This window comes from Desulfosporosinus sp. HMP52 (genome assembly GCF_000765145.1).
Classification (GTDB): Bacteria; Bacillota; Desulfitobacteriia; order Desulfitobacteriales; family Desulfitobacteriaceae; genus Desulfosporosinus.
The window spans coordinates 1-11,470 of record NZ_JMGA01000043.1 but is presented as its reverse complement, the minus strand read 5'-3'; the positions used below and the strand labels follow the sequence as shown (position 1 = coordinate 11,470).

Genomic DNA, 11,470 nt, shown 5'->3' with positions numbered 1-11,470 from the left:
GCTCCTTTATGAACAACATAACAGCAACCGTTTCGGAATCGAATATGACCTGATGCGTGACCTTTTTCAGGAATTGATTGAGACTCAGCAGGAGTTGGGATACGCCTTCGATTCTGAGGAAGATCAAATTGACACGGGTGCGTCCGCCTTGGTTGAGCCTGATTTGGGCGAAATGGACCTTTTCCGTGCCCAGGCGAATACGATCTTGCGACGCTTGAAGAACCTCGGCTGGTTGGAAGTGGAAACCAGAGATAACTTCAAACAGTATATCGCAAACCTGCGATGTGCGAAGATTCAATTTGGTTTTGATCCTATTTATAATTCGGGAATTTGATAAACTTACTGATTAGGTCAGGCCTCAATGCTAGAGGAAGACTAAAAAGTAGGGTGAAAATGCCCACCTGCGAGAGCAGGGTTAAAACCAAATAATCTAAACGGCTTTGCGGGTAATTTAAAAATGATCAAACTTAATCCAGAGCGACAGAAGCTCAGGATTTTATTTATATTGCCACGCAGCGATTAACTAGAGGGTGCAAGTCCCCTCGTCTCCGCCAAATAAGAACTCAATAATTGATACAATTATCTAACATAGAAAGTCCAGCAATGCTGGGCTTTTCAGCGTTTTTGGGCAAATTAAGCATTGCTACAGCAGTGCTTTTTTGTGTTTTTGAACCCTTTTCGTTAAAAGATGCACCCCCCTGAAGGGTGAAAACTACCTTTCGTTAGAAAGTATAGGCATCGTTAAAAGGTATAAGTGAACATGCCCCAAAAGGTAAGTTGGTATTACTTGGTTGCAAAGTCGGGCCGCTGTATTGTGGTACATAATCTGTAGATAATTTTGTATGGCCTTGCTTTTTGTTCATCTCTTAGTATATTTGGGTGTTCTAGGAAGGGATTTGAAGAAATTAGTAGAATCCAAAAAGATACTGATAGGTGCTTTAAGACTTCTGTATAGCAAAAGAATTTATTGATGGTTGACGAGTAGTGAATGGATTAATTGTTATCTTATCAGGATGGAACTTAATAAATAAAAGACAGGTGGATAAAAATGAGTAAAGAAACTACTAAATCGGGCTTTGTTAACAAAAATAATCAAATGAACATTGGGCGGACAGAGGAAAAGGGTACAGATCATGGGCAATGGTTCTACACCATAGAATGTAAAAATTGCAGTTTCAAATACAAGGCTAATGGATCGGATATCTGGCAGCGGAAGTGTCCCAACTGTCAAGGAGGAAGACCTTAATCACTTGATTAAGGTGGCATAACGTGTATCGCATAAAGAAAATGGCTTTGTAAAAAATCATGGCTCTTAAGGAAAATGTTCCCATGGACGTAACGCGTTGAGACGGTAGTATTGATGTCAAGGGTGAAAGAGTAAGTGTAGTGAGAAGCTTGTAAATAAAGGATTTACGAGGTTTGAGCATGAAAATCGGATGACCAATAATCGTTAAAATATCGGTTCGTGGAAACAAGTCCAAAGGCATGATTTTGCACGTGACAGAGCGATTTAGATAACATAGTGTTTGTGTGTGGTCGATTTAGATAACATGGGCTTGCAGTGGTCAATTTAGATGTTTTATGAAAATTGAAGTTTGGGGATGAAGGATTTGAATGAGCAACAATTCAAGAAACTATTAATTGATACTATAAAAGTTGGAGATCATCCAGAAAAGGATCAAATAATTTCACTATTGAAAATATCGGTAGTTAGATTTGAAAAAACTGGTGAATTCACACGCAGACTTTGGAATCACTATAAAGAATATATTTATCTTTGTATTATTCCGGAGAAGATTATAGAGTTGAAAAAGTATGAGAAATATCTAAATGGGGTTTGTGATGAAATTTATCCTCCTGATGATGAGTATGAATTTTGGAGTTTATTGATTAGGCCAGGGGGTCTGCCAGTTGATGAGGAGATTAGTCAAGAGATCTTGTTTGAAGGTATTCAACAACAGATAATTGAAGAAATCAGAAGTGCAAAATATCTGATTTGGATAGCTATGGCATGGTTTACTGACCCAGTTCTATTTAAAGAACTCTTGAAAAAAAAGGCACAAGGTGTAACTATTGAAATTGTAGTGGATGACAATGATAAAAACAGAAATGCAGAATTTGACTTAAGTACTAGTTTCACAACGCACTGGGTAAGAATAGAATCTCTCTATAAAAACATAATGCATGAAAAGTTTTGTATTATAGATTTTAACACAGTAATTCATGGTACCTTTAACTGGACAAAAGCGGCAAATTACAACAAGGAAACAATTAGTATCGACCGGAATAGAACCACAGCGGAGGCGTTTGCTGATGAATTTATGAAACTAAAAAGAGTGAAATATTAAAGTTCTAAAACGTAGGTAAGTTAATGCCTTTCCTCCATAATGGAAGAAAGGCATTTTTATTCATCCTTGATATTCAAATTTACTCGAGGCGGATTAGGGTATATTTCATTTATTAGCATTACCAGGGCTTCATTCAATTCATATCTTTCAATTTTTCCTTTGTACTCCAAATCACGCATGTAATCAATTGCACTGTCCAAGTTTTCGAATAAGCGATTTTCTTCAATTGGAGAAATAGATGTTTGATGAAGATCGTTAAGACACTCAAAAAAATTGCGAAATTCTTTTGCTGAAAGAACCTTGTTAAAAGTATCCCTCCTATATTTGCCAAAGAAGCTGTCCATATTTTCAGGAACTGTAATTTCTCTTATGGCTTTTATCGCTTCGCCATTTAAACCCATATAGGAACATGCCTTCTCGAGTGTAAACGAATCTTCATCTGTTTCACCAGTGAGATAGCCAACATCTACACTAAAAAAATCAGCGACTTGAAGCATGTTTTCAAAATCTGGAAAACTCTTTATGCCATTCTTGGCATCCCCCAAATTCACCCATCTACTAATGGTTTTTTGGGTGAATTTAGTATTGTACTTATTATTTAAAGCATGTGCTAATGACTCCTGTGTATATCCGCCATCGAGTATACATTTTTTTAGCCTCTCATTCCAGCAACTCCGTTTTCTATCAATTATGTCTTTCATGGGTTAATATCACTCCTTATACACCTAATTATAACCCGCCTCTATTACTTGCACAACCTATAAGTTTGATGTTTAATAAAGGTGTGTTAAGAAATTCTTTAAAACATGTAGATGAACATGAACGATAAGGAGGAGGAATTATGGAGGAGCGGAAGAAAGGGTTATTAGCCTGGGTCAAGGCACATAAGAAGGAACTTGTTATCGTAGGTATCAGCTTAACCGCATTGATTGGTATTATACTTTGCATAAAGAACCGTGATTCAATTGATGCCCTATGGAAATCACTGAGTGGAGCAATAGAAAAATTTCCTACCGAGGCACCGAAAATATCACAGACGACTATCGAAAAGATTGCACAGTCATCCGTCACTGTTACAGATGTCATCAACTCGAAAGAATTACCGGTTATAAATACGGCAATGACTTATCAAAATCCATTTGAAGTCAGTGATCATATCAGAAACTTGCATGAAGGATGGCGTGCTTCAGCAAAGAAGATTACTGAAGCAGAGGCAATGGGAATTATTCTTCAGCCGGGACAAACATTGGTCGACGCATATATGAAGGGAGGTGTTGCAGCTTGAGTCTGAAAGACCTTCTCAGCAATCTCGCCAACGGAGCTTATGATGGAGAACGCATAGATAACGAAGAAAGTGGTGTGTCGTGGGGATTTTACATTGATAAAGGAACGCCTGTGCAGTACCAAGAGGGTAAATCGAGTAAATTCTTCAACGGGAAAGAGAATGAGCGTATACCTGGGACAAGAACGGAAGAACGATTTGACACAGATGAGAAAAAAGACACTTTCTTTAAAAAATACGGGTATCTCCACAGTATGTTTGATGATCATCGAGAAGTAATGGATTATAGTCGCGAATATTACGAAAATAGGAATAAGAAAAAATGAGAATCCTGACAATGGAAAAGGCCACCTATTGGTATGAATACTAACAGATGGCCTTGATTAAGCTATTCTAGAATTTCTACCGTCAAGCCTGACTTAAACTCCACTGTGAATTTGTCCTCATAAACAGTGACCTTTTGAATCAGCCGCCGGACAAGTACTTCGTCATATTCGGTAAGGGAAGTTGGCTGCTCCTGCAGAAATGCGCTCATGTCGGCAATCCGTTTTTTCAGTTCATCCCGTCTGGCACTTTACAGCTGAACCTTTTACTTTTCTTCACGTAAGCGGTAAATCTCATCGGCTACATCTTCGTAATAGGCCTTGGAGCTGGCCAATTTCAGAAGCTCAATTTGTAGCTTCTCAAGTTACTTGTCAATGTTCGCAAGGGTTTTGTCGTTTTCTTGATTGTATTATCCTTTTTACTTCACAGGGGGGCTGGTAAAATGAACGAAGAGGTTGCTATTATTGAATGCGTCTACGATATCGTTTTACCTGAAGTGCCAGCATCGCTCCACAGATGGGGAAGAAAGTTTGGCTTCGAGATATTAAGGTTGGGGCAAAAGGAAAACTATTATACTACGAGGATGGAGTCTGCAAAATCACTTGCCTTAGTAGAATTACTAACATTACACGAATCGAAGATCGTATAGAGATTTATACGCAAAGGAGTATCTATAAGCTAATACTTTTGACGAGTGAAGCCTGATCATTCTTATTCGGGCGAATCTCGCAGGGATGCTTGTCAAAGAGATAAGGGCATATTGGTGTTACATTCTTGTAAGCTAGTGGTATGTTCCCTTGGGCGTAGCAAATAAGAACTCAATAATTGAAACAATCACATAAAAGTCCAGCAATGCTGGGCTTTTCAGCATTTTAGGACAAATTAAGCATCGTTTAAGACGGTGCTTTTAGTGTTTTTGAACCTCAATAATTTAAAGATGCACCCCCCTTGAGAAGAATTCTTACCTTTCGTTAGATAGTATAGGAATCGTTAAAAGGTTTGAGGAATCGTTAAATAAAATGTATCCCATAGAATTAAAATGTACACATAAAAAATGTAAGTAAGAGGCCCCTAATGGTTCGGATTATCAGAGCATTTTTCTGCCGAAACTTCTAGTTTGAGGGAATGGGGGCTAGCCCAAAAAACATTGTGCCCAATAACTGGAAGCATGGACGTCTCAGGATAATACCTACTAAGTAGGATAAATTGAACCATTGTATTATTTGTAGCGTTGAGGGAGGAGGGTATGACTAAAAAGGGCAGTCTAATACCTGTTGGCCAAGGTAACAATAGTATCTTACTGCTTTTAGACGCCCGTCCGTAAACAATAGTATTTATATCTGACTTGCATTTCGATTATACCTCACTCACCCCATTTGGGGGGGGTAACAAAACAATAATAAATCGTACAAAAAGAAGTTCTCCCCGAATTTGGAGAGAACTACTAGCTTGTGTGACAGCATTATGAATAATCATGAAACCCAAACATATCGGGCTCTTAAATGGGTATATTGGTCATAACGAATTATCTTGTCATGCTGTAATCTACCTACTATTATTCCTGGGTGAATTTTTAGCTCATCTGCAAGATTTCGAATCGAACCTTCGCTCAAGCTATTTTGAAGAAAGGATTGATAACTTCTTTGGTTTATTAAATTGTGCGAAGCGAAATTATCCGCTTCATCTTCAATAGTTTCTAATTCATCATGCGCTCTGTTATTGTGTGCTATAAACACTTGTTTTTTATTGTGCAATAGCACGTGGGCAATTTCATGAAAAAGGCTAAACCAAAAGATATCTGAAAATGAGCCTCTGATACTTAACACGATCATTACTTTATCAGGTGCTAACCATTTCGTAGCCCCGTGAGCGTACGTTTTTTTAAGATGGGGAACTAAAACGAAAGCCACTCCACAATTTGCTAACAGGTCTTTAATAAGCGGCAAAAATTCACGAGGGGATTTTACACTTAGTTCCCTAATTCCAGGTATGCTTTCCTTAAGCAAGTCTTTGTTAAAAGGTTTAGTTTTAATGATTTGAGAAATCAGCTCACCTTTACGCAACCAAGCAGCCAAGGATAACGCGGAAGCATCCTTTATTTCTGATTTCCTAAATGCTACTGGAATAACATTAGGAATATATTCTAAAGCAGCGACTCCGAAGAAGTTGCGAAGGTTGAATACCTTTTCCTTCCAATCGCTTGTTTTGGGAACCCATTCAAGTTTGGCCATTTCTGCATATGAGATTGATCGTGCTAATTCAATTTCACTTTGTAGCTGTTGCTCCGCTTCAATACGGGCTTTTGTTTCTTGATAGTTTGCCTCAAGATTATTCCAAAATGATGCAGGAATACCGAGTACGCTTTCAAACCGTAAAGCTGTCTCAGGTGTAATTGAAGCCTTTCCATTAATAATTTCATTTATATGCTTTGTTGTTAATCCTGTTCGCTTAGAAAATTCTACTTGAGTCATACCAATTTGTTGTAATTGTTCTTCGAGTGTTTCGCCAGGAGGAATAGCTAAGCAGGGCATATATTCGTTCTTAATTGCCATGATAATCTATCACCTCCAACACTCGTATTACTGTTACTTCATAATAATTAACCTGACTAATATCTTCTGGTTCAACGTCCCAAACAGGCTCAATAATAAGCCTATAAGGATGCTCAAGAAATAATCCGCAAGTGCCTTTTCTATCTTCCTTGAGCAAATGACACCCGCCTATTCTGAACTCAAGCATGATTCCAAGTGAATCAGCGGCACGCAGCGAATCTAGGCGTTGTATCATTTTACGGCCGTTTTCTGGACCAAGTTTTTGTATTAATCGTCGTTGGTTTAAACAGGTTTTCTCGAGTTTTTTATCCTTAAATATAATATACACTAACATCCCTCTAAGTGCAAATTTGATTAACCAATTAGGTTAATCAAATTCTATTAATTTTTTAGAGTACCCTAAAAATTTTCATCATCTTTATTAATTTTTTTCTTATGTTTTACTTTTCTAGAGTAATCTTTTAGTGAAGTGTGAGGCCTTGTACCGGTGTTAAATAAGGCTCTTGTTCTACCAGCAGTTTTTTTCTTCTTTTTCATCTTCATCAAAATCAACCCCGTGCCGATTTTTGTAAGGATAGAAAATGAAAAACGATTTCTTTAAAAGATTTTCTCGAATTAATATTGCAGAATATTATAAATTTCGATTATGCAGTTCGTTTTCCTGCCTGCGACAATCTTAATGGTTATACGACAATAAACATAAATAGGTGAAATATTAATTTGGCTAATGAAAGCTGTTCAAGTTGCTAAGAAATTGCGAGAAAAGCGTAAACTAGAAGCAAAACGAAAACTTGAAGAGAAGCTTGAACGGGAACGGTTAGAGAAATTAAGAAGATCGAGATAGAACTTCTTGAAATATTGGAAGCAGTAGCCACTGATTCGGATAGTACTGAGAAAATCCGTAGGTTTGCTATGCGAATCGAGCTAAATGTTAGGAAATCACCTGATCAGGAGAAGAGAAAACAGGTCTTAAGCTTTATTAAATGGACGCGTAATAAAGTAGATTGGATTGATCCGTTAATAGAAAGGAAGAGGAGATATAAGGGGGAGAAGTTACTTACTTGACTTATTTGAATGGGAGGATCGAAAAGTTAATGGCAGTTGGTCTCATAAAGTAATACATAAGTTTTCTTGCTTCGTAAAGAATAAAAGAAGGCCCCTTTCGAGGGATGGTTGGAGTGTGGGAAAATTCCTCCCGTCTACCTGGTAGGTAACTGGATGCTAAAGCTTGGCCGTTGTTGCTAGTTTTAATATGAACCATGCCAGGAGCGTTGGGGGAATAGATATGATAGTGGTTCAAGTTAACTATAAATACCGAATGCTTAATAAAAAATAACTATTATATCTATAGACAAATTGCACAGTTTTTGTAATCTTGAATTCTAATTGTTTACCCAGGCATATCGTATTCACTTGTTGCAAAGCCCGTAACTTCGGTACATTGACGAAGCTACGGGCTTTTTTGCTTTCCCTACAGCGTCTCCATAATGGTGAGCAGGCTTTGGTAGTTGTCTACGTCGTGGTACTTCACGCCGCTTGTGGAGATCTCATTGAATAGCTTTTTCGCGCAGGAAATTTTCGCTTGCTCAATCGGGCGGAGTTCGAGGCTGTCCATCGTACCTTTTGTTTCAGCGATGAAGAAAATATGCTTCACGGTACCTTTTTTAAATGAAATCGCCCAGTCCGGGGAGTAATTGCCCACGGGAGTTGGTATATAAAACCCGCGTGGCCCTCTCGGCAGTTTCGCATAAACTATCACCTCATCAGCAGTATCCAAATCTTCAGCAAAGCGCCGCTCAATGCTGTTCGTCGCCGTTCCGTCTGTAAAGACGTAATCCTGTATAGCGTGTTTCGCCTTGAAAGCCTTCGCGTACTCGTCGGAGGCACGGCTCATATTGAAAATATCTTGCGAATATGGGTTCTCCGCAGTTGGTGCGTAGGTGATATGTTCCACCACAACCGAAGCTTTTTGACGGTTAATGATACCTGCAACTTTGGTAATAAACTCCTCCGGGTTTTCTCGGAATAACCATAATTTTTCACGCGACATACCACTCAAAATTGTTGTTGTTGTCCGACGCGTGAGCGTCGCGCCAACGGCAATTTTGCCTATAAGATCATATTCGGCAAAACTACTCTGCGCACGGTCAAGTTTTTTTGTTTCAGTACGCTCCACATTAAATTCTGTGCCTGTCTGTTCGCCTTTTGTTAAGGTGTATGATAAGCGGGCTACCCGTAGTTCGTTATTTATAGCGGCAATAGACTTTTGAATAAGTTCCGCGCTATCGAATTCAACAGTATATGCATACTTTTTATTGATTCGCTCCCATAGTTCCTTGAAATCTTTCCAGTTTTCATTCAGAGGGTTATTCTTAATCTTTGTTTCGTGTCCATTTCCCGCCATTTCTATTAGGATGCTTGGGTCAAATATGGCTTGCACGAGCTTGTGGATGTTTTCAGCTAGTGGAGCTAGTTCTGGTTTTAAAGGTGCAAAGCTACCCCCTTCGGCAGCGATACGGTAAGTATCCGTGATTCCACCGTTATCATCAACATAATCGTTACGGACAAGGTAGTTGTAAATAGCAGTTGCTTCAGCGACTGTAATAGAGTGAGTATCTTCTCCAATCATGGCATTCCTGCCGGCAAAATACTCCACGCTTGCCTTTGTCGGACGATCGTACAGGTCAGACTTGATCTCTCTTTGTAAATCTGCGACAAATCCCAAGTAGCTTTCACTTGCGACAACCGTCAGAATATTTACGCCATGAACAAGGGTTTCACCACAAACGTCAAGGTCTTGTCGCTCGCCCGAACTGTTGACGCAAAGGCGTAGACCGCGTCCGACTTCTTGCCGCTTCGCCGTTGCATTATCCGAATGCTTTAAAGTGCAAATCTGGAACACATTCGGGTTATCCCAACCTTCGCGCAGAGCGGAGTGAGAAAATATGAACCTTGTTGGTTCCTCAAAGGACAACAGACGCTCTTTGTTCTTGAGTATAAGGTCATACGCGCTAATATCATCCGAAAACTCACTTCCACGCTTAACCGAACTATCAACAGCCCTGCCTTTCTTATCTATCGAAAAATAGCCACGATGAGTTTCAGTCGTTTCTATTTCTCGCAAGTAGGCTTGATAGGCTGTAGGAAACAGCGTCAGCCGTTCATTCAGTGCGACGTTGTACTCCTCTTCAAAAATACGCCCATACTCGCCCGGTATTTCATTACCATCTTCATCATATTGACGGTATTTAGCCACCTCGTCAATAAAGAAGAGTGATAAACACTTGATACCTTGCCCGAACAGCTTTTCCTCTTTATCAAAATGTGAAGCTATAGTTTCTCGAATTTGTATGCGGCGGATATCGTCCTCATTCACATTTCCGCTCGCTTCACCGGTCGCCAAACTATCACCATTTGAGAATGTAACCATAGAGCGTATAGGATCTACCTCGGCAATAGAGACACCTTTGTATTCCTCCAAGTCGTTAGATGCGGTATAAAGACTGTCACCTACGCCAAGGATTTGTGTTTCACGTTTAATGCCGCTGCCACGTTTTACCTCGATCTCCAGTCTGGCTCGGGGCGGCTTCTTACGGTCGACAATGATATCGGAAAGATACATATATTTGTTTGTGCCGCTTAGATTTTTCAGCTCAAAACCTTTGACCTCGATTTTCTTGACGAGTTTCTTTTTGAAAGCATCAAGCGCATCTAGGACGTAAACAAGATTGTGAGAGGTTTTGTGGGTTGCCGAATAGTTTAGAGAAAATAATGGGTTGAAATTCTTTTTCAGAGCGTTCTGCGTTGCTACACCGGCCATCTTCTGTGGTTCGTCAAGTATAATTATCGGGCGGTTTGCCTTGATAACGTCAATAGGGCTTCGAGAACCGAACTCGTCGCGCTTGGTGTAGGGGGCATAAGGGGGCATAAGGGGGGGCATAAGGGGGCATAAGGGGACGGTTCTTCTGTGTCAATTTCTAAGCCTTTCGGAATGTGATTGTATTCGGCGGAACATGCTTACGGGCAGTCACCTTTTGTCGTTCCGCGTAGGTTCCATGACCCTAGGCAAAACGACAAGTTTCGCCGAGTAGGGATGTTCTAATTGACAATGAACAATATGAACCCATAAGAAATCAAGCGAGATTAGAAACTACAAAAGATTAGCCTTACGAATATAACCTTTGAAGCGGCTGACTTCTTGAACGCTGTTCAATGCTCTTATAGCAAAGTCAGCCAGCATGCGTCACTTAATGCATTACTATTTAGGCTCTGAAATAAGATTTGAGTACATTCCTCAAATGTTGGGATTATCGAAGATTTATGTTAGTTCTTGTTCTAAATTACTAAAGACATCCGTATTAAAAAAGTCCGACAGTGAGATTTCTAAACCATCACACAACTTTTTAATGGTCACAATACCAGGGTTCAGGCTCTCATTATTTAGGATGCTTTTTATAGTCGATTGTGGAACGGCGGCACGATAGCTCAAAGCATTGGGCGTTATATTCCGTTCTTTGCAAAGTTCAACAATTCTATTCGCTACTGCTTGTCTCGTATCCATGAATACACCTCCTAGTGAGTTATCACTAATTAAAGCATAAAGAAGAAGAGTATATTTTGTTAGTGATATAGCACTAAGATATATTATGTGTCATAATTAGTTATATAACACTAACTGTGCAGAGGGGTGTATTTTGCATGCCAGACTATTATTCGGCGGAACAGGCTTTTATGCAGTCACTTTTGGTCGTTCCGCGTAGGTTCCATGACCCTCGGCAAAACGACAAGTTTCGCCGAGTAAGAGTTTTGATCATCAAGAGAGAAGTGGCGGCCATGCGGCCGCCGTTATTTTTTGGTACTACCTAAGCTAACGGCGGGTCATATAGGTCGTTGGTCGTGGTTCCAACAACCTTAATATCCCGCTTTCCGATCAGATCGCCGCTGGAGGTAAGGAATACATTCTT

13 protein-coding genes, 1 other RNA gene and 1 pseudogene are annotated in these 11,470 nt (G+C 39.7%); 7 read left to right on the top strand and 8 right to left on the bottom strand.

Features of this window, described 5'->3' with window-relative positions:
• The 4 genes and pseudogenes from DP73_RS24250 to DP73_RS15860 all read left to right on the top strand — a co-directional run.
• A pseudogene (locus tag DP73_RS24250) lies at nucleotides 1-262 on the top strand (Wadjet anti-phage system protein JetA family protein); the annotation flags it as partial.
• 9 nt (nucleotides 263-271) lie between these two features.
• A non-coding RNA gene (ssrS, locus tag DP73_RS22735) (6S RNA) lies at nucleotides 272-453 on the top strand.
• Between the two features lie 595 nt (nucleotides 454-1,048).
• Entirely contained in the window at nucleotides 1,049-1,246 is a 198-nt protein-coding gene (locus DP73_RS15865) for a hypothetical protein (protein WP_034600735.1), read from the top strand.
• Between the two features lie 364 nt (nucleotides 1,247-1,610).
• Nucleotides 1,611-2,348, top strand: coding sequence for a phospholipase D-like domain-containing protein (locus tag DP73_RS15860; RefSeq protein ID WP_034600741.1), 738 nt, complete (start codon nucleotides 1,611-1,613; stop codon nucleotides 2,346-2,348).
• A 56-nt stretch (nucleotides 2,349-2,404) separates the two neighbouring features.
• On the opposite strand, the gene DP73_RS22120 is transcribed toward DP73_RS15860, so the two are convergent.
• Nucleotides 2,405-3,049, bottom strand: coding sequence for a helix-turn-helix transcriptional regulator (locus DP73_RS22120; protein ID WP_052090740.1), 645 nt, complete (start codon nucleotides 3,047-3,049; stop codon nucleotides 2,405-2,407).
• Nucleotides 3,050-3,189: 140 nt separating this feature from the next.
• Between DP73_RS22120 and DP73_RS15850 the strand changes: the two genes are divergently transcribed.
• Nucleotides 3,190-3,633, top strand: a complete 444-nt coding sequence (locus tag DP73_RS15850; protein ID WP_034600734.1) for a hypothetical protein — start codon at nucleotides 3,190-3,192, stop codon at nucleotides 3,631-3,633.
• Nucleotides 3,630-3,956, top strand: a complete 327-nt coding sequence (locus DP73_RS15845; protein WP_034600733.1) for a hypothetical protein — start codon at nucleotides 3,630-3,632, stop codon at nucleotides 3,954-3,956. The genes DP73_RS15850 and DP73_RS15845 overlap by 4 nt, the downstream gene beginning before the upstream one ends.
• A 62-nt stretch (nucleotides 3,957-4,018) precedes the next feature.
• On the opposite strand, the gene DP73_RS23710 is transcribed toward DP73_RS15845, so the two are convergent.
• Complete coding sequence (locus DP73_RS23710) at nucleotides 4,019-4,165, bottom strand: integrase (RefSeq protein ID WP_205623402.1); 147 nt, start codon at nucleotides 4,163-4,165, stop codon at nucleotides 4,019-4,021.
• 231 nt (nucleotides 4,166-4,396) lie between these two features.
• Here DP73_RS23710 and DP73_RS15840 point away from each other — a divergent pair, with 231 nt between their 5' ends.
• On the top strand, nucleotides 4,397-4,603 hold the full coding sequence (locus DP73_RS15840) for a hypothetical protein (protein ID WP_242865782.1): 207 nt from the start codon (nucleotides 4,397-4,399) through the stop codon (nucleotides 4,601-4,603).
• 823 nt (nucleotides 4,604-5,426) lie between these two features.
• Here the strand turns inward: DP73_RS15840 and DP73_RS15835 are convergent.
• From DP73_RS15835 to DP73_RS23135, 6 genes are all read right to left on the bottom strand, one after another.
• Nucleotides 5,427-6,506 (bottom strand): HigA family addiction module antitoxin, encoded by a 1,080-nt coding sequence (locus tag DP73_RS15835; RefSeq protein WP_034600732.1) that lies wholly within the window; start codon nucleotides 6,504-6,506, stop codon nucleotides 5,427-5,429.
• The gene (locus DP73_RS15830; protein ID WP_034600731.1) at nucleotides 6,496-6,834 is read right to left on the bottom strand and encodes a hypothetical protein; all 339 of its coding nucleotides are present in this window, start codon (nucleotides 6,832-6,834) and stop codon (nucleotides 6,496-6,498) included. The genes DP73_RS15835 and DP73_RS15830 overlap by 11 nt, the downstream gene beginning before the upstream one ends.
• Before the next feature lie 71 nt (nucleotides 6,835-6,905).
• Nucleotides 6,906-7,049 (bottom strand): hypothetical protein, encoded by a 144-nt coding sequence (locus tag DP73_RS23550; RefSeq protein WP_165574423.1) that lies wholly within the window; start codon nucleotides 7,047-7,049, stop codon nucleotides 6,906-6,908.
• A 928-nt stretch (nucleotides 7,050-7,977) separates the two neighbouring features.
• Nucleotides 7,978-10,326 (bottom strand): restriction endonuclease subunit R, encoded by a 2,349-nt coding sequence (locus DP73_RS15820; protein ID WP_242865781.1) that lies wholly within the window; start codon nucleotides 10,324-10,326, stop codon nucleotides 7,978-7,980.
• A gap of 498 nt (nucleotides 10,327-10,824) precedes the next feature.
• Complete coding sequence (locus DP73_RS15815) at nucleotides 10,825-11,067, bottom strand: helix-turn-helix transcriptional regulator (RefSeq protein ID WP_034600728.1); 243 nt, start codon at nucleotides 11,065-11,067, stop codon at nucleotides 10,825-10,827.
• A 301-nt stretch (nucleotides 11,068-11,368) separates the two neighbouring features.
• Nucleotides 11,369-11,470: DUF2922 family protein (locus DP73_RS23135; protein ID WP_128751428.1), on the bottom strand; the 102-nt coding region annotated here is incomplete at its 5' end.

What these genes read in the sequence shown, in the direction of transcription:
- DP73_RS15865 (WP_034600735.1), top strand. Translation starts at nt 1,049, where the DNA reads ATGAGTAAAGAAACTACTAAATCGGGCTTTGTTAACAAAAATAATCAA.
- DP73_RS15835 (WP_034600732.1), bottom strand. Translation starts at nt 6,506, where the DNA reads ATGGCAATTAAGAACGAATATATGCCCTGCTTAGCTATTCCTCCTGGC.
- DP73_RS15850 (WP_034600734.1), top strand. Translation starts at nt 3,190, where the DNA reads ATGGAGGAGCGGAAGAAAGGGTTATTAGCCTGGGTCAAGGCACATAAG.
- DP73_RS15815 (WP_034600728.1), bottom strand. Translation starts at nt 11,067, where the DNA reads ATGGATACGAGACAAGCAGTAGCGAATAGAATTGTTGAACTTTGCAAA.
- DP73_RS23710 (WP_205623402.1), bottom strand. Translation starts at nt 4,165, where the DNA reads ATGAGCGCATTTCTGCAGGAGCAGCCAACTTCCCTTACCGAATATGAC.
- DP73_RS15840 (WP_242865782.1), top strand. Translation starts at nt 4,397, where the DNA reads ATGAACGAAGAGGTTGCTATTATTGAATGCGTCTACGATATCGTTTTA.
- DP73_RS22120 (WP_052090740.1), bottom strand. Translation starts at nt 3,049, where the DNA reads ATGAAAGACATAATTGATAGAAAACGGAGTTGCTGGAATGAGAGGCTA.
- DP73_RS15820 (WP_242865781.1), bottom strand. Translation starts at nt 10,326, where the DNA reads ATGGCCGGTGTAGCAACGCAGAACGCTCTGAAAAAGAATTTCAACCCA.
- DP73_RS23550 (WP_165574423.1), bottom strand. Translation starts at nt 7,049, where the DNA reads ATGAAGATGAAAAAGAAGAAAAAAACTGCTGGTAGAACAAGAGCCTTA.